The sequence below is a fragment of the Lysobacter firmicutimachus genome (genome assembly GCF_037027445.1).
Lineage (GTDB): Bacteria > Pseudomonadota > Gammaproteobacteria > Xanthomonadales > Xanthomonadaceae > Lysobacter > Lysobacter firmicutimachus.
Window position 1 is genome coordinate 4,786,016 of the sequence record NZ_JBANDL010000002.1, and the last position, 16,597, is coordinate 4,802,612.

A 16,597-nucleotide genomic window follows, 5' to 3' on the forward strand; every position below is an offset into this window, starting at 1 on the left:
CGTCAGGGGCGGCCCGAAGCCGCCAGATGATGCGCACGCACCCGCTCCAGCCCCTCGTCGAAACCGACCCGGGGGACATAGCCGAAATCGCGCCGCGCCGGGCCCATGTCGTACCAGTGCACGGTCGACAGCTGTTCGGCCAGGAACCGGGTCATCGGCGGCTCGCCCTTGAGCGGCAACAGCGTCCACAGCCCTTCGCAGACCGCGCCGATGAGGTAGGCGGCGCGGAACGGCAGGGTCTTGTCGACCTGCGGCGCGCCGACCGCGCCGAGCAGGCCGTTGACCGTCTCGCGCACCGTGCGCGGGTCGCCGTTGCTGATGAAATAAGCCTTGCCGGCGCAGGCCGCGCCGGGGGCGAGGTGTTCGAAGGCGTCGAAATGCGCCTGCGCCGCATTGTCGATGTAGGTCGTGTCCATGCGGTTGTAGCCGCCGCCGACGAAGCGCAGGCGGCCCCGGCGCGCGCGTTCGACCAGGCGCGGCAGCAATTGATTGTCGCCCACGCCCCAGATCAGGCGCGGGCGCAACGCCACGGTCGCCAGGTCCGGACCATTCGCGGCCAGCACCGCTTTCTCGGCGACGGTCTTGGTGGTGGCGTAGGCGGCCTTGAAGCCTTCGCCGTAGGGCACGGTCTCGGCGGTGCCGCCTTCGACCGGGTGGGTCGCGCGGTGGGTCACGCTGGGCGTGGAGGTGTAGACCAGCCGGCCGATGCGGTGCGCGCGGCAGGCGTCGATCACGTTCTGGGTGCCGACCACGTTGGCCTGGTGGTAGCTCTGGTAGCTGCCCCAGGCACCGGCCTTGGCGGCATTGTGGAAGACCGCCTCGCAACCGCTGGCGGCGGCGATCACCGCCTCGCGGTCGGCGAGGTCGCCCTGCACCTGGGTCACGCCGATCTCGTCCAGCGCCGGATAGCGGCCGCGGTTGAAGCTGACCACCTCGTGGCCGCGCGCGACCAAACCGCGACACAGGGCCTGGCCGAGAAAACCGCCGCCGCCGGTGACCAGGATCTTCATCGTCGAAAACTTCCGTGAAAGCGCAGCGCGCGGCTGCGGAGAGGCTTGCGCATGATAGGCCGCGTGGATGGGCTTGGCACGGACGGCAGCCGGGAACGCTTTGCGCCCGCCACGAAGGCGACAGCAGCAAGAGCAAATCCCTACGCCCGCCGCACGGCCTTCCCCCCCCTCAGTCAAAAGGGCAACCGCAGTTCACGACTCAGGGAAGGCGGCTCACGCTACCCGGTTGCGGCGACGACGTCCGGCTCCTGGCTCCTGGCTCCCGACTCCCGACTCGCGACTCCCGAACGCGCCACCCTGCGTCGTTTCGACGCAGCCCGCGGGCTTGTCAGCCCGGCGCCGCCTGCGCGGCGAGCTTCTCGCGGCCGATCTTGGCGTTGTGGCGGATATCGACCGGGAACCCCGGGTGGAAGCGGATCCGCTCGATCCCGGCGGTATGCGCGAACTGCGCGCCGATCGCGCGCAACTCGCCGGCGATGCGCTCGCACTCCGCCGACGGCGTACGCGGATCGTGCAGTTCCACCCACAGCAACGGCTGCTGCGCGCCGAACGCGCCGGTGCCGACCAGGGCGGTGCGGCGCACCTTGGGATGGGTGTTGAACACCGGTTCGACCTGCTCGGTGTACAGCGGGCCGTGCGCGGTCTCGACCCGGTGGGTCTTGCGCCCGCAAAACCAAAGCCGCCCTTCCTCGTCGAGATAGCCGACATCGCCCATGCGATGGACGATGCGCTCGACGCCGTCGCGGACCTCGCGGATCTTGGCCGACCGGGTCGCGGCATCGCGGCGGAAATAGCTGTCGGTCGCGGTCGGCCCGGCGACGGTGATCTCGCCGACCGCGCCGGCCGGCAGCACCCAGTCGTCCGACCATTGCTCGATCGGCGCATCGTCGATGCGGATGATCCGCACCTCGTTGCGCGGCACCGGCCGGCCGACGCAGGTACCGGCGCCGCGCTCGGTCGCGGCGCGGGTGGATTGCAGCTCGCGGCCTTCGATCACCGCCACCGGCAAACATTCGGTGGCGCCGTACGGAGTCCAGAACTGAGCATCGCGCGGCAGCAGTTCGCGCAGCGCGGCGACCGTGTCGGGCGGCACCGGCGCGCCGGCCGACGTGACCCGCTTCACCCCCGGCAAGGGCTGGCCATGGCGCGCCAGCACCGCCATCAATGCCGGCGAACCGAACAACTGGTCGACGCCGAAGCGATGGATCGCATCGAGCAGCTTGACCGGATCGGCCTGCGCCGGCCGGGTCGGGTCCATGTCGGGAATGATCGAGGTCAGCCCCAACGCCGGGTCGAACAGCGCGAACGGCGGGAACGTCGGCAAATCGACGCCGCCCGGCATCAGGCCGAAGGCCTCGCCCATCATTTCGATCTGGGCGACGAAATGCCGGTGCCGGAACACCACGCCCTTGGGCACGCCGGTCGAGCCGCTGGTGAACACCACGGCGGCGACCTCGTCGGCCCGGGTGTCGGCCAGTTGCGAAGCCGCGCCGGCGCCGGCGCGCTCGATCCGCTGCAGCGTGTCGTCGGCCAGGAACGCATAGCGCCCGGTGGTGATGCGAATCCGCGCCGACTTGGCCCAGCCCAGCACCACCCGCGCGATATGCGCCAGCGGAATGCCGATGAAGGCCTCCGGCGCGGCCTCGTCCAGGCACTGGCGCAGCGCGCGCTTGTCGATGCCCGGGTCGATCAGCACCGGCACCGCACCGAGCTTGAACAGCGCGAACATCAGCAGGAAGAACTCCGGCGACGGCCGCACCATCACCGCGGTGCGGGTGCCGCGGACGATGCCGCGCGCGGCCAGGCCGGCGGCGATCGCGTCGCTGCGCCGGTCCAGCTCGCCGTAGCTCAGGGCGACATCGTAAGCGGCCAGACCGTCGGCGCGGCGCGTGCCGGGGCAGCGCATGGCGATGCGCTCGGGCGACTGCGCGGCCAGCGCCGGCAGCGCCGAGGCGATGTTGCAGCGTTCGCCTTGCGCGGCGGAGGCATCAGGGCTCATCGGCTCAGCCCAGCCGGTGGCGGTCGAGGAAGGCGCGCATTTCCGGCACCAGCAGCGCCGCCTTGTCTTCCAGCACGTAATGGCCGGCGTCCTCGAAGGCGCGCACCTGCGCCTGCGGCAGCGCGTCGGTGAAGCCCTTGAGGAAGTGATGGTCGAACACGAAATCGCGCAGGCCCCAGCCGATGAAGGCCGGGCGGTCGGCGTACTGCGGCAGCTTGGCCGCCATCGCCTGCACCAGCGGCCAGGCCTTGTCGCCCTCGCCGAGCGGGATGTCCTGGACGAAGCGCGAGGTGGCGATGCGGTTCGCCCAAGAATCGTATGGAGCCAGGTAGGCGCGGCGCACCTCGGCCGGCATCGGCGTGGCCACGCCCAGGCGCGCGGCGCCGCCGGCGAAAGCGTTGAGGCCGCGGATCAGGCCGGTGCCCAGGGCCGAATCGCGGCCCAGGCGCAGGCGCTTGGGCAGCGGCTTGGCCGCCGGCAACGGGAACGCGCCGGTGTTGGTGACGATCAGGCGCTGGATCTGCTCGCCGTGCTTGAGCCCCCAGCCGAAGCCGATGCCGCCGCCCCAGTCGTGCACCGCCAGGCTCATCGGCCCGGTCACGCCCAGGTGCTGCAACAGCCGCTCGACGTCGTCGACCCGCGACTGCAGGGTGTATTCGTAGCGCTCGTCGCCGGGTTTGTCCGACAGGCCCATGCCGACATGGTCGGGGACGATGCAGCGATAGCGGTCGCGCAGGCCCAGCACCAGCTTGCGCCAGTAATAGCTCCACGACGGGTTGCCATGCAGCATCACCACGACCTCGCCGTCGCGCGGGCCTTCGTCGAGATAGCTCATCGCGATCCCGGGGCGGACTTCGAAGCGCTGCGGCTGGAACGGGTAGTCGGGGAAACTGCGGCTGGACGTCATCGGCGGCTCGTGGACGGCGCGCGGCGGGCGCGGCCTGGGCGGACAGGGGCGCCATTATCGGCTGCCGGGGGCCGATGGGGAATTTTCCGGGCCGCGCGGCCCGATCGGGGCCCCCGGCCGCTCCCGCCGGGCCGTTCGCCGCCGCTCCGGCCAGGCTCAGGCCGGTGCCGCCTCCGGCGCGAACTTGCGCCACAGGGCTTCGAACTGGCCGACGAAGCAGCGCAGCAGGTTGGCGTCGTCGGTGACCACCAAGTTCTCCTCGTTGCTGGCGGTGGCGCTGCGGGTCCAGTTGAAGCTGCCGTTGGCCAGCACCCGGCCGTCGAACACGGCGAACTTGTGGTGCATGTGGAACGGGCTGTCGTCGATCCGCACCGGCACGCCGAGCTCGCGCAGGCGCAACACATCGCTGCCTTCGTCGAACTTCTTGTCGTTGTCGCTGAGCACGCGCACGGCGATGCCGCGCCGGTGGCAGACGACGATCTCCTCGGCCAGGCGGTCGTCGGAAATGGTGTAGACGCAGATGTCGAGGCTGCGCTTCGCGCCGCGGCACAGCTCGCGCAGTTTGCGCAGGCACGCGTCGCCGGGCGCGAAGTAGGCGCTGGACACGGTCGCGGGCGCGGCCGCGACCACGTCCAGGGTCTTGACCACCTGTTCCAGCCAGCGCAACGCGTCGAGCGTGCGCGCCGGTTCGGCCAGCATCAACTCGCGCGACATGGCGAAGGCGCGGTTGCGCAGGTAGCGCACCCGGTCGGCGGCCAGGCCGGCGCCGAGTTCGCGCAGTTCGAACTTTTCCTCGTTGTCGAGCTGGGCGTCGGCGATGCTGTCGCGCAAGGCCTGGTCGAGTCGGGCGAAGTCCATGCTCGGTCCTCAGCGCGGCACGCGGCCGTTGAGCCGGTCGGCGAATTCGTTGAGCGCGCGCTGCAGTTCGCGCTGTTGCTCGGTCATCGCCGCGCGGGTCGGCGCATCCTGGAGCTCGCGTTCGCCGAGCTGCTTGAACAGTTCGACCAGGGCCTCGTTGATCCGCGCCTGGCGATCGCCGCTGTCCTGCAGCCGCTCGACCAGCGGGTGCAGGGCCTGCTGCAACGAGGGGCCGAGCCCGTGCAGCAATTCGGCCAGAGGCTGCGCGGCCGGTACCGGGACAGCTTGCTCCGGCGCTGCGGCGACGCGCGCCTCGCCCTGCGCCGCGCTCAGGCGTTCCAGCGCGGCCAGCAACTGCGGCCACGGCGCCGGCTCGGGCCCGGCGACCGGCGTCGCTGCGGTCTGCGCGGCCGCATCCAGGCCGCGCACGCTTTCGACCAGATCGGCCAGCTGCGCCACCACCCGCCCGCCGACGTCGTCGTCGGCCGCGCCCATCGCCTTGTTGCGCAGGAAATCGCGCTTGATCTGCGCCCAGCGCGCGCTCTGCGCCGGGTCGAGGAGGCCGCGCAGCTCGCCGAGCTTCAGCAGGTTCTCCTCCGCGCCCGAGGTCAGCAGCTGCGCTTCGCCCAGGTAATGATCGCCGATCAACTGCTGCAGCTCGGCCGGATTCATCACCGGCGAGATCTTCTCGGCCAGCTTGTTCATGTTGCGGTAGCTGCCCTGCAGCTTGAACGGCGGCTCGACCCGGTAGCGTTCGGCCTGGGCCGCGCTGGCGATGTATTGCTGGTTGACCTTGTAGACCACGTCGCGCACCACGATCAGCCGTTCCAGGGTCGCGACGATCTCGTTGATCTCCGCGCCGCTGTAGGCATGGCTGAGTTCGTTGGCCGAAAACGCGCCGCCCTCGGCCTTGGCGACGAAGCGGTACAAGTCGGCCATCTCGCGCGTGGCCAGCGGCGCCAGCACCGGGTTGCTGGTCAGGCTGTTCTCGATGTAGCTGAGCAGGAACGCCTGCTCCATGCCGCCGAGCACGTCGCCGAGGTTGTAGATGTCGGCGCGGTTGGCCAGCATGTCCGGAATCTTGAACACCTCGCCGGACTCGGTGTACGGGTTGCCGGCCATGACCACGCAAAACTTCTTGCCGCGCATGTCGTAGGTGCGAGTGTGGCCTTTCCACACGCCCTCGATGCGGCGAGTGCCGTCGCACAGCGAGATGAACTTCTGCAGGAACTCGGGATGGGTGTGCTGGATGTCGTCGACGTACAGCATCACGTTGTTGCCCATCTCCAGCGCCAGGTTGAGCTTTTCCAGCTCCTGGCGCGAGGTCGCGTCCGGCGCCTGCGCCGGGTCGAGCGAGCGCACCTCGTGGCCCAGCGCGGGGCCGTTGATCTTCATGAAGATCAGGCCCAGCCGGTGCGCCACGTACTCCATCAGCGTGGTTTTTCCGTAGCCGGGCGGCGAGATCATCATCAGCAGGCCCATCAGGTCGCTGCGCTTGCTCTCGCCGACCGTGCCCATCTGCTTGGCCAGGTTGTCGCCGATCACGCCCAGGTAGACGTCGTTGATCAGTTTGTTGCGCACGAACGAGCTCAGCGGCCGCGGCTTGAACTCCTCCAGGCGCAGCGCCGCGCGCTCGCGCGCGACCACCTGCTGGCGCAGGGCGTGGTAGCGCTGGAAGCCGGGCACGAAGCGCTCGCGATGCTCCCGCAGGCGCGCCGACCAGTCGTCGATGGCCACGGTCATGCGGCCCCCGGCGATGCGCGGATGCTCGCCGAGCAGGCCTTGCACGGTCGCGCCGAGATCGAGTTCGGTCGGCAGCCTGGGGAAGCGTTCGTCGAGCAGCAGCAGGGCCGCCGCCTCCGTCGCATAGGGCGCCAGCGGCGCCAGTTCCGGCGTGCGCGCCAGCGCCTCGACCCAGTGCAGGGCCAGCGACCAGCGCGCGCCCAGGCGCTGTTCCAGGCTCTGCAGCGCGGCGGCGAAGCCGTCCCACATGCGCGCCGCGGTCAGCTTCTCGCGCAACGCCTTGGCCAACCGCTGGCCGTATTTGCTGATCGCGAACTGCGGCCGCTCCGCCGCCAGCTCCAGGCTCAGGTACTCGGCCGCACCGCCGTGCAGCGTCGGCTCCAGGGCCAGCGTCTGCTGCTCGGCGTAAGCCTGCAGTGCCGTCGCGATCTCCGCGCGCAAGGTCTGCAGGGCCTCGCCGGCGCCGAACAGGCGCTCGACGTCGGCGGCCGTGCGCGCGCGCTGCGGCCATTGCCGCGCGGCGTCGCTCTCGCCGGCCTGCGACCAGAACAGCATCGCCCAGGCCCGCTCCGCCGGCGCGTAGGCCAGGCGGCCGGCGCTGTCGCGCAGCGGCAACAAGGCTTGCAAGATCAAGGCGGCATCGTGGTCGTGGATGCCTTTCTCGTAGCCTTCGCGGTAGCGCGGAGCGGCGAAGTCGCGCAGGCTCCGCGCCAACGCCTCGGGCTGGGCCAGCTGTTGGCGCAGCAGGTCCAGGCTGAGGCCCTCGCGCTGCGCCTGGGCCGCCTCGATCGCCAGTCCGGCCAGGTACTCGCCGCGGTACAGCTGCGGCGACTCGGAATCCAGCGACACGCCCCAGTAGGCGCGCGCCGCGTCCAGCTCGGCGTCGGCGATCGGCTCGAAGAAGTCGGTGCCGGTCAGGTGCAGATGCAACGCGTCGCCGCGCGGCATCAGGGTCAGGTCCAGCTCCTGGGTGTTGACGCTGAAACGGTGGCGCGGACCGAGCTTGATCACGTCGCCGCCGGCTTCGAACAGCTCGCTGCGGTCGCGCAGCGCGCGCACCGCCTGGTCGCGCGCGCCCTTGAGTCGGGCCTCGACGTCGTCGGCCTTGACGCTGTCCTTGAGCGCGCGCAGGCGCTCGGCCAGTTCGCGCAGTTTGAGGATCAGCGCGTCGCCGGCGAAAAAAGCGTTGAGTTCGTCGGCGTCGGCGAAGCGCGCCGTGCGCCGTCCCAGGCCTTCGAGAATACGGGTCGCAGCGTCCATCACCGCCTGCGCCTTGCGCTGGCGGTCGTCGAGCAAAGCCTGCTTGTGCGCCTCGAAGGTTTCCAGCAACTCCTCGCGCTTGGCCAGGATGTCGCCGAGGAAGCCTTCGTGCTCGCCGAACTGGCTTTCCAGTTCCTCCAGCTGCACCAGCAGGCGCGAGAGTTGCTCGTCGGCCTTCTCCGGGTCCTGGGCCAGGGCCAGCGCGCTGGCGACGCTCTGCCCGAACAGGCTGAACTGCGCGCCGAACTGAGCCACCGATTCGGCCGAGCCGAGCTGCTTGCGGCGTTGCTCGGCCCGCGCCTTGGCCTGGTTGAGTTTGGCGTAGATTCCGGAGATCGTCTCGACGATGCGGGTGCGCTGGGTGGCATCGTCGACCTTGAGCGTGGCCATCAGCGCCGACAGCATGTCCAGGTCGGCCGACATGGCCTGCATCTGCGTCAGCGGTTCGGCCAGCTGGGCCACGCTGACGGCCTGCTGCGCCTGCGCCTCCAGCGCCTGCAGGCGCTCGCCCAACGGCGCCAGCGCCTTGTCGTCGGCGAGGAAGGCGCCCGTGGCGGCACCGATGCGCGCGTGCGCGGCGACCAGCGCCTGCTCCATCGCGTCGATCGCGGCCACGTCGATGTAGCGGTAGTCGCGGATGGTCAGCAGATGCCCGCGCTGCGCGGCTAGGCCGTTGAGCGCGTCGACGAACTCCTGCGCCCGGTTCCAGTTCTCCGGCTGCAGGCTGTCGAGCAGGGCCTTGTGCTTGCGCTGCGCCTCGCCCAGCGCGCGCTCGGACTGGCCGCGGATGCTCTCCACCTTCTCGTACTCGTCCAGTACCGACTCGGCGGTAGCGGCGATCTCGCGCAACAGCGGCGCCAGTTCGCCGCAATCGGGCTCGGCCAGCCAGTGGTGGGCGTCGAACAGGCGGCGGGTGTTCTGGGCTAGCAGACCGTAGCGCTGCGCCGAGACTTCGCCGGCCTCGATCTCGCGGCTGAGGCTGACCAGTTCGGACACGCCGCGCACCAGCTCGGCATTGCCGATCTTGCCCATGAAGGTATTGCCGGCCGGCTGCCGCGCCGCGTATTCGTCGCTGGCGTAGGGCGTTTGCCAGACCTGCATCGGATGGACCCGGGTCGGCTCGTCGCTTTCGGTGGCGAAGATCACCATGCGCCCGTCTTCCAGGCGCGCATAACCGTGGCCGAAGATCGGCGTCTGCAGGCGACGCTCGATCATGTTGTAGGTGAACATGGCCGTGCGGCCCTGCTCGGGTTCGTAGAACAGGTACAGCACGTCCTCGCCGTTGGGCGAGCGGATGCTGCGCTTGTAGCGCATGCCCTGCATCGACTGTTCGAAGCGTTTGTGCTCGCCGCTTTGCAGATAGTAGCCGCCGGGGAAAATGATGCCGTGGTCTTCCGGCAACTGGACGCAGGCCAGGCCGATCTCGTCCAGGCGCACCACCTTGCGGCTGAGGGTGTTGAACACCAGGTAGCGCCAATGCTCCTCGCGGTACGGCAGGATCTTGAGCAGGATCAGGCTGCCGACCTGGGCGTAGTCGACCTGGGCGTCGTCCAGCGACTGGGTCTTGTCGGCGACCGGTTCGCGGTAGATGCCCTGGCCGTCCTCGGTGTTGTTCTCGACCTTGATGGTCAAGTCGCCGTTGACGGTCTCGACGAATACGCTGTCGAGGATGTTCAGATGCGGGTGGCGGCCGTTGACCGTTCTGTCGCGGCCGGCGCGGACCCACTCGAAGTCGTACGGCGCGGGCAGGGCGATGTCGCGTTCGCCGCGGTTGTCGATGTAGCGCACCTCGCCGTCGGGCGAGACCGACCAACGGAACACGCGCAGGTCGGTGATGCGCTCGCCGATCTGGAACGCGGCCAGCAGCTTGCCGTCGCGCACGATCAGCTGGATCAGCCGGGTGTGCTTGTAATAGGCGTAGAGCTCGCGGAAGTCATTGGCGAAGCTGTCGACGCCGAGGAAGCTGCCCTTGAGCTCGACCGGCGTGACATCGTAGCCCTCCGGCCCCTGCACCAGCTTGTACAGGCAGAACACGTCGGCGACCGCGGTCTCCTTCTTGAGCCCCATGAACACGTTGTAGCCGAACAGCAGGCAGTCGCCGACTTGGACGATGTCGCGGGCGACGCAGTTGTGTTCGGTGCGGATGCGGAAGCGGCCGATGGCCTCCATCTGGCTGCTGCCGAATTCCTCCAGGCGCCGCCGGTTCAAGTCCTGGGCGATACCGCGCAGACGCTGGCCCTGTTCGGCCAGGCGCTTGCTTAGCACTTCGTAAGCGCCGCCCTGGGCCACCGCCTGGTCGACCGCCGCGCCGCCCTCGCCCTTGGCCGCCGCCGCGACCGCTTGAGTGTCCGCCATGTGTCCGTCCTAACCCTCCGGCCGGCCGCGCACGGCCGGCGTCACACCGATGCGCCGCCGAGCGGCGGCGCGTTCCCTGGTCCGGCCGCCGCTCAGGAGTCCAGCGCGGCCTCGCCGGCGAGCTTGCCGTCGCCCTTGCCGTCGGCCTTGACCAACAGCCGCTGCAACACGTCCTGCACGATCGGGCTCTTGCCGGCCACGCCTTCGATCGCCTTGCCGACCGACAGCGCCTTGGCGAAGGAATCGAAGAACGCGCCCTCGCCGCCGACGATGTCGATGTTGGCCTTGCTGAGCGCGGCGGCCAGCACCTCGGACTGCTCCTTGGCGATTTCCTTGTTCGCCTCGATGCCGGCCAGGGCCTGCTCGAAGCTCTTCTCCAACTGCATGCGGAACTCTTCGTGGGCGCGGGCCTGATCGCTGAGCGAATCCAGCGCGCCGAACTTCTGCCCCAGGCCCTCGGCCTCGGCCTTGAACTTCTGCAGCAACACCTCGGCTTCCGACAGGCCCAGGTCCTTGGTCGCCTTGGCCTTGGCCACGCCGAGCTGTTCCTCGCCGCGCGCCTGCGCGAACAGGTTTTCTTCCAGCACCTTGGCGTCGGCCAGGCCCTGTTTCTGCTTGGCCTCGGCCTGGACTTCGATCACCCGCGCCTGAGCCAAGCCCTTTTCCTGCTCGCCGCGGGCCTCGGCGGCCAGGGTTTCGGCGATGACGCGCGCCTGCGCCAGGCCCTCCTTCTCGGCCGCCGCCGCGGCCACTTCGCGTACCCGCGCATCGGCCAGACCCGGCGCGGCGCGCTCGGCCTCGATGCCTTCGGCCAGTTTCTTCTTGGCCTCGGCGCTCTTGCCGGCCGCTTCCAGTTCGGCCTGGGCCAGCACGGTCATCTGCGCCGCCTTGTGCTTGGACGCGACTTCGTCGGCCTCGGCCTGCTTGACCTGGCGCACCAGCTCTTCCTCGGCCGCGGCCTGCGCGGCGAGCACGGTGACCTGCTTGGCGCGGTCGGCTTCCGACACCTGCCGCACTTCCTTGATCCGCTCCTCTTCCTGGGCCACGGTCTTCTCGACCGCGATCCGCTCGCGGATCACGTTGGCGATGTCCTTACGCTGCTCTTCCAGCGCCTTTTCTTTGTCGATCCGGTTCAGCTCGACCTCGCGCTCGCGGGCCACCACTTCCAGGTCCTTGGCCCGGGTCACCTTCTCGACCTCGATCACCACCGCGCGCTGGCGGTTCTGCTGCGCGACTTCGACTTCGCGCAGGCGGTTTTCTTCGCGAATGTCGAGCTGCTCCTGCACCGCGATGCGCGCCTGCTCGGCCTTGAGCCGCTCTTCCTCGCGCACCTTGGCGGTCTCGGCTTCCTCGCGCGCCTTGATCGTCTCGATCTCGCGCTTCTGCCGCGCTTCGGCGTCGGCCTGCTGGCGCTCCAGGGCCAGCATGGCCTCGCGGGTTTCGACGTTCTTCTTGGTGATCGCCAGTTGCTCGTTGCGCTCGAGCTCGTTGGTGATGACGTTCTGCGCCGCGGTCAGCTCGGTGATCTTGCGGATGCCCTCGGCGTCGAGGATGTTGTTCGGGTCCAGCGAGGCCTTCGGGGTCTGCTCGAGGTAGTCGATCGCCACGTCCTCGAGCACGTAGCCGTTGAGGTCGTTGCCGATCACCTCGATGATGCGGTCGCGGAACTCCTGCCGGTTCTCGAACAGCTTGACGAACTCGATCTGCTTGCCGACGGTCTTCAGCGCCTCGGAGAACTTGGCGTTGAACAGTTCGTTGACCGCGGTGCGGTCGGAGGCGCGGTCGACGCCGATCGCCTTGGCGACCTTGAGCACGTCCTGCTGGGTCTCGTTGACCCGCAGGTAGAACGCGACGGTGATGTCGGCGCGCATGTTGTCCTTGCAGATCAGGCCGTCTTTGGCCCGGCGGTCGACTTCCAGGGTGATCAGGGAGATCTGCATGAACTCCTTCTTGTAGATCACCGGATAGACCAGCGCGCCGGTGAAATGCACCTTCGGCGTGGACGACATGTCGTTGACGATCAAGGCCGTGCCCTGCGGCACCTTGATGTAGAAGGCTTTGAACATCAGCAACATGACGAACAGGATCAGCAGCGACACGCCGATCAGCGTCAGCACCATGATTGCAGTACCCATTTGCATCTCCCTATGACTCAAACAGCAAGATTCGACCGTCCTCATGCGCGGCCGCGGCGGCCGCTGCGACTCCGACGCCGGACGGACGCCGTCGGACGGATTGCGTCGCGGCTCAGCTGCCGCGGAACTCGTCCTCGCTGACCACGCGGTAGGCATTGCGGTCTTCGAGGTATTCGATCAGCACCACGCGGTCGCCGCGCTGGAAGCGCACCGGGTCGTCGTCGCGGATCTGCAGGATCAGCCCGGCGCCGCCGTCTTCCATGCTGGCGGTGCCGGTGACGGCGTTGACCGGGCTGCGCACCACCGCGACCTGGCCCAGGATCGGCCGCGGCGGGCCGGGCTGCATCTTGCGCAGCAATCGGCGCAGCGGACGCAGCGCCAGGGCCGAAACCGGAATCGCCACGGCGAAGGCGATCACGATCGCGGCCACGCCGCCGGCGATCTGCAGCGCGACGCCGGGCAGATGCCGCAGCAAGTAAACGTCGGCCAGGTAGGTCAGGGCCCAGGACACGCCGATCAGCACGCTCAGCACCACGGTCACCGGGATGCCGCCCAGGCCCAGCCGCATCAGCGGGTCGAACAGGCCTTGCTGGTGGTGGTGAGCGCCGTCGGCGAGGGTGTGGTCGCCCAGGCCGTGGCCGCCGTGACCGTGACCGTCGCCGCCGATCCAGCCGTCGATCATCTCGCCGCCGACCAGGCCCAGCGCCGACAGCAGCCAATAGCCGATCACCACGCCGAGCAGCACGGTGTAGAACGCCGTCGGCAACGAAAACACCGTGGTCAGAAATTCGCCCATCGCCCCTCCCCTTCCGCTTCCCGCTCGCCGCGCACGGCGCGGCACGATGCCGGTCAGCCCGGCAGCTTCTGTCGCAAGCGTTGCAACACCGCTTCGGCGCCGGCCTCGTCGCGCAGAATCCCGGCTTCGCGCAGCTTGCGCTCCAATGCGTCGCCGCCGTCCTGGCGCGCGAGTTCGGCCGCGGCCTCCATGCGCGCGCCGCGCTCGGCCTGCTTGCGCTTGATCCGCGCCAGCGAGTCGACTGCGGTCTGCAGCCGGCTTTGCGGGCCGGCGTAGCGGTGCGCGACCGCGGCCTGGGCGCGCTGCATGCTTTCGGTCGCCTTGACCGTGTCCAATTGCTGCTTCAGCCGGCGGATATTGCCCTCGGCCATGGCGATGGCCTTGCGCAGCTCGGTCGCGGCCGCGGCGAGCTGGGCGACATGGCCTTCCTGCTCGCGCCGATGCGCTTCCAGTTGCACCACCTTGTCGGCCACTTCCAGCGCCAGCGACTGGTCGCCGGCCTGCAGCGCCTTGAGCGCATAGCCTTCGTACTCGCCGACCTTGTCGGCCGAATCGCTCAGCTCGCGTTCGGCCAGCTTGTGCCGCGCCATCAGCTGCGCCAGCGATTCGCGCGACTGGCGCAGCTCCAGGTCGCAATCGCGGATTTCCTGGTCGAGGATGCGCAGCGCCTGACTGTCGGCCAGCGCTTCGCCGAGCTCGTGCGCGCCGCCGCGCAGCGAGGTCAGCAGTTTGTTCCAGATGCCTTCGCTGCCGTCGGACTTGGGCATGTCAGGCCGCCTCCAGCAGCAGCTGCGGTTCGTAGGCCTCGGTGGCCTTGATGACGTTGTCGGCCAGGGTTTCGATTTCGTACAGGACGTTGGACAACGACGAGGCCGCGCTCAGCGCACCGAACATCATGTACACCGCCTCGCCGTCGGCCAGGGTCTCGATGCCGATGGTCGACAGCGGGAAGAAGGCCTTGTGGGTGCGCAGCACCTCTTCGTTGAACGCGGCCGGATCGCGCACGTGGGCCACCGGCCACAGCAGCGCCTCGACCACGATCTGCTCGCCGACCACGGCCACGAACAGCGGCAGGTCGCCGTATTCGGCCATGACCAGGTGCAGGCTGGCTTCGGCGCCGTCGATCAGCTCGATCTGCGAGTCGCCGTAGACGAATTCTTCGGTCTGCGTCAGGGCCTCGTACAGCCCGCGCGCGGTCCAGACCTTGCCATCGCTCATCGTGCCCTCTCCTCGTGCCCGCGCCGGCATCGCCCCGCGCGGTTGCCGCATGCGCTTTTCCACCGCCAGCAGTTCGTCGGCGAACTCCGGCAATACCCACAGCTCTTTCTTGACCAGCCCCTTCTCGCGCAGGCGTTCGCGATGGCGGCGCTGGTAGTAGGCGGAGGATCGGCGTTGTTCCATGGCGTTCACATTACGGCATCACATGTGATTGCTGCAAGACATGACATGTGAGAGTCGACGAACGGCAGGACAGCGCGGATCGCGCGCCAAATAGTTTTGGATCAATGCCTTAGAACCCATCCCGGGGCCAGCCCGGGCGTCGTGCGCCATTGCGCGAAGGGACGAAAAGGGGCGGCGGAATTACGCCGGACACGTCCACCGCCCTGCCGGGCGGGCCGGAGCGGCTTCCCCGCCGTCCTTTTCAGGCGGCCAGGCGCTGGACGGCGTTGGCTCAGGCCGGAATGCCGTGTTGGCGCCGGGCCAGGTCGATGCGCCGCCGGACCTCGGCATCGAGTTCGCCGAGTTCGGCCTGTTTGAAGATGTTGCCGAGCACGCGCTTCTCGTCGTCGTCGACGACCTGGTCGCGCAGGGCCAGATCGAGCAGGTTTTGCAGTTCGGCGGCGTCGAGCCGGCCATCGTTGGCGAACACCGGGATCGAGGCGAGTGCGATCGCGAGGTGGCTCTTGGGCTGGGTCATGCGGGCAACTCCGTTGCGGGGATGGGCGTCCTGAGCACGAGCCGGTCGGGCGCTCGTGCGATGCTCCGACTATAGCAAGCGCTTATGTCGCGCCGCTTTATGCAGGCGCGGCGTAAGCCGCGACAGCCGGAGCGGTGAAATGCCGCGCGGCCGCTCGAAACCCAATCGCGCCACACGGCTTCGATGCAGCGCATCCGGGCTTCGGTCGGTACGCTTGCGTAAATCGCTGCGATTGTCGCGGCTTACGCCGCTCCTACAGGAGAGCGCAGCACCAGGGCGTGGCGACGCGAGAACACTGCAGCGCGGTCGCGGCTTGCGACGTTCCTACAGGAGAGCGCAGCACCGGGGCGTGGCGACGCGAGAACGCTGCAGCGCGGTCGCGGCTTGCGACGCTCCTACCCTCCAAGGCAAGGCCCCACGCCTCTCATTCCCCACTCCCCACTCCCCACGCCCCACTCCCCACGCCCCACTCCCCACTCGCGAATCCCAAATCCCGAATCCCCAAAAAGCAAAAGCCCGATGCTCGCGCACCGGGCTTTCGCATTCGACCGAGCCCTCGGGCTCAATCGCGCATCACCACACCACTTCGGCCATCGAGCAGTTTAGACCCGAGCCGATGCCGAGCAGGGCGACGCGGTTGCCCTTCTTCAGGCGGCCCATCTCGCGCAGCTTGCTCAGCACGATCGGCACCGAGGCCGGGCCGATGTTGCCGTGCTCGCCGAAGATGGTCATGACCTTGTTCGGGTCGATGCCGAAGGCCTTGAGGAAGGCCTGGGTGTGGGCGCGGCTGACCTGGTGGATGACGAATTCGTCGAGCTCCTCGACCGCCCAGCCCAGCGCGGCCTTGGCCGCGGCGAAGGTCTTCTGGCCGAGCTTGAGGCCTTCGATCATCAGCATGCGGCCGTCGGCGACCATGCGGTCGTGGTGCAAGTCGCCCAGGCACAGCTGGTTCCATTCGGTGGCCGAGCGGGTCACGCCGCCGCGGTAGCGCGGCGCGCCCGGCGCCAGCTCGCTGCGCGCCAGCACCATCGCCGCGGCGCCCGAGCCCAGGGTCAGGGTCGCCATCTCGTCGCGCAACTGCGCTTCGGTGACATCGGCCTTGCTCAGACGCTCGAGGGTCTTCTCGTAGGCGAGATTGGCGGTTTCGCCGTCGACGACCAGGGCATAGTCGATTTCGCCGCGCTCGATCATGCGGCCGGCGATGTCCATGCCGTTGATGAAGGCCAGGCAGGCGTTGGCGACGTCGAAGTTCTGGCAGTTCTCGCCCAGACGCAGGTTGCCGGCGACGATGCTGGCCGTGGACGGCTCCAGGTAATCGCGGCTGACCGAGGTGTTGACCAGCAGGCCGATGCGGTCGGCATCGACCCCGGCATCGGCAAGCGCCTTGACCGCGGCCAGGGTGGCGGCGTCGGAGGCGCGCACTTCGCCGTCCCACAGACGACGCTCGTGCACGCCGGCCACGTCCTGCAGCACGTTGACCTTGATGCCCAGGCGATCGAGGGTCGGCTTGAGGCGGGCGTTGATCTCGTCGGAGGTCAGCTTGCGCGGAGCATCGACGTGAGCGAGCCCGGCGATGGCGACGTGTTGGAACAGCATGGGCGCGAACCCTAGGCGGA

General features: G+C 69.0%; 11 protein-coding genes. All 11 read right to left on the reverse strand.

From position 1 onward, the window contains the following. Positions 1-2 precede the first annotated feature (2 nt). The 11 genes from oleD to V2J18_RS20750 all read right to left on the reverse strand — a co-directional run bounded on the left by oleD (position 3) and on the right by V2J18_RS20750 (position 16,577). Complete coding sequence (gene oleD / locus V2J18_RS20700; RefSeq protein WP_336132754.1) at positions 3-1,010, reverse strand: 2-alkyl-3-oxoalkanoate reductase; 1,008 nt, start codon at positions 1,008-1,010, stop codon at positions 3-5. A gap of 328 nt (positions 1,011-1,338) precedes the next feature. Next, entirely contained in the window at positions 1,339-3,009 is a 1,671-nt protein-coding gene (gene oleC, locus V2J18_RS20705) for an olefin beta-lactone synthetase (protein ID WP_336132755.1), read from the reverse strand. A gap of 4 nt (positions 3,010-3,013) precedes the next feature. Further along, positions 3,014-3,916, reverse strand: coding sequence for an alpha/beta fold hydrolase (locus tag V2J18_RS20710; RefSeq protein ID WP_064749062.1), 903 nt, complete (start codon positions 3,914-3,916; stop codon positions 3,014-3,016). A 156-nt stretch (positions 3,917-4,072) separates the two neighbouring features. Further along, complete coding sequence (locus V2J18_RS20715; RefSeq protein ID WP_336132756.1) at positions 4,073-4,774, reverse strand: phospholipase D-like domain-containing protein; 702 nt, start codon at positions 4,772-4,774, stop codon at positions 4,073-4,075. A 9-nt stretch (positions 4,775-4,783) separates the two neighbouring features. Further along, complete coding sequence (locus V2J18_RS20720) at positions 4,784-10,132, reverse strand: DNA repair ATPase (protein WP_336132757.1); 5,349 nt, start codon at positions 10,130-10,132, stop codon at positions 4,784-4,786. Between the two features lie 92 nt (positions 10,133-10,224). Then, complete coding sequence (locus V2J18_RS20725) at positions 10,225-12,267, reverse strand: flotillin family protein (RefSeq protein ID WP_222423780.1); 2,043 nt, start codon at positions 12,265-12,267, stop codon at positions 10,225-10,227. A gap of 112 nt (positions 12,268-12,379) precedes the next feature. Then, complete coding sequence (locus tag V2J18_RS20730) at positions 12,380-13,063, reverse strand: hypothetical protein (protein ID WP_064749065.1); 684 nt, start codon at positions 13,061-13,063, stop codon at positions 12,380-12,382. Between the two features lie 53 nt (positions 13,064-13,116). Beyond that, positions 13,117-13,830: a PspA/IM30 family protein gene (locus V2J18_RS20735; protein WP_064749066.1), complete on the reverse strand. Its 714-nt coding sequence runs from the start codon at positions 13,828-13,830 to the stop codon at positions 13,117-13,119. A 1-nt stretch (position 13,831) separates the two neighbouring features. Further along, positions 13,832-14,464, reverse strand: coding sequence for a biofilm formation regulator BacA (gene bacA, locus V2J18_RS20740; protein ID WP_064749067.1), 633 nt, complete (start codon positions 14,462-14,464; stop codon positions 13,832-13,834). A 271-nt stretch (positions 14,465-14,735) separates the two neighbouring features. Next, a complete protein-coding gene (locus V2J18_RS20745) occupies positions 14,736-14,981 on the reverse strand; it encodes a hypothetical protein (RefSeq protein WP_336132758.1) in 246 nt (81 codons plus the stop codon). Positions 14,982-15,554: 573 nt separating this feature from the next. Then, positions 15,555-16,577: a 3-oxoacyl-ACP synthase III gene (locus V2J18_RS20750; protein ID WP_064749069.1), complete on the reverse strand. Its 1,023-nt coding sequence runs from the start codon at positions 16,575-16,577 to the stop codon at positions 15,555-15,557. Positions 16,578-16,597: the final 20 nt, after the last annotated feature.

What these genes read in the sequence shown, in the direction of transcription:
- bacA (WP_064749067.1), bottom strand. Translation starts at nt 14,464, where the DNA reads ATGGAACAACGCCGATCCTCCGCCTACTACCAGCGCCGCCATCGCGAA.
- oleC (WP_336132755.1), bottom strand. Translation starts at nt 3,009, where the DNA reads ATGAGCCCTGATGCCTCCGCCGCGCAAGGCGAACGCTGCAACATCGCC.
- V2J18_RS20745 (WP_336132758.1), bottom strand. Translation starts at nt 14,981, where the DNA reads ATGACCCAGCCCAAGAGCCACCTCGCGATCGCACTCGCCTCGATCCCG.
- V2J18_RS20730 (WP_064749065.1), bottom strand. Translation starts at nt 13,063, where the DNA reads ATGGGCGAATTTCTGACCACGGTGTTTTCGTTGCCGACGGCGTTCTAC.
- V2J18_RS20710 (WP_064749062.1), bottom strand. Translation starts at nt 3,916, where the DNA reads ATGACGTCCAGCCGCAGTTTCCCCGACTACCCGTTCCAGCCGCAGCGC.
- V2J18_RS20725 (WP_222423780.1), bottom strand. Translation starts at nt 12,267, where the DNA reads ATGGGTACTGCAATCATGGTGCTGACGCTGATCGGCGTGTCGCTGCTG.
- V2J18_RS20720 (WP_336132757.1), bottom strand. Translation starts at nt 10,132, where the DNA reads ATGGCGGACACTCAAGCGGTCGCGGCGGCGGCCAAGGGCGAGGGCGGC.
- V2J18_RS20735 (WP_064749066.1), bottom strand. Translation starts at nt 13,830, where the DNA reads ATGCCCAAGTCCGACGGCAGCGAAGGCATCTGGAACAAACTGCTGACC.
- oleD (WP_336132754.1), bottom strand. Translation starts at nt 1,010, where the DNA reads ATGAAGATCCTGGTCACCGGCGGCGGCGGTTTTCTCGGCCAGGCCCTG.
- V2J18_RS20750 (WP_064749069.1), bottom strand. Translation starts at nt 16,577, where the DNA reads ATGCTGTTCCAACACGTCGCCATCGCCGGGCTCGCTCACGTCGATGCT.
- V2J18_RS20715 (WP_336132756.1), bottom strand. Translation starts at nt 4,774, where the DNA reads ATGGACTTCGCCCGACTCGACCAGGCCTTGCGCGACAGCATCGCCGAC.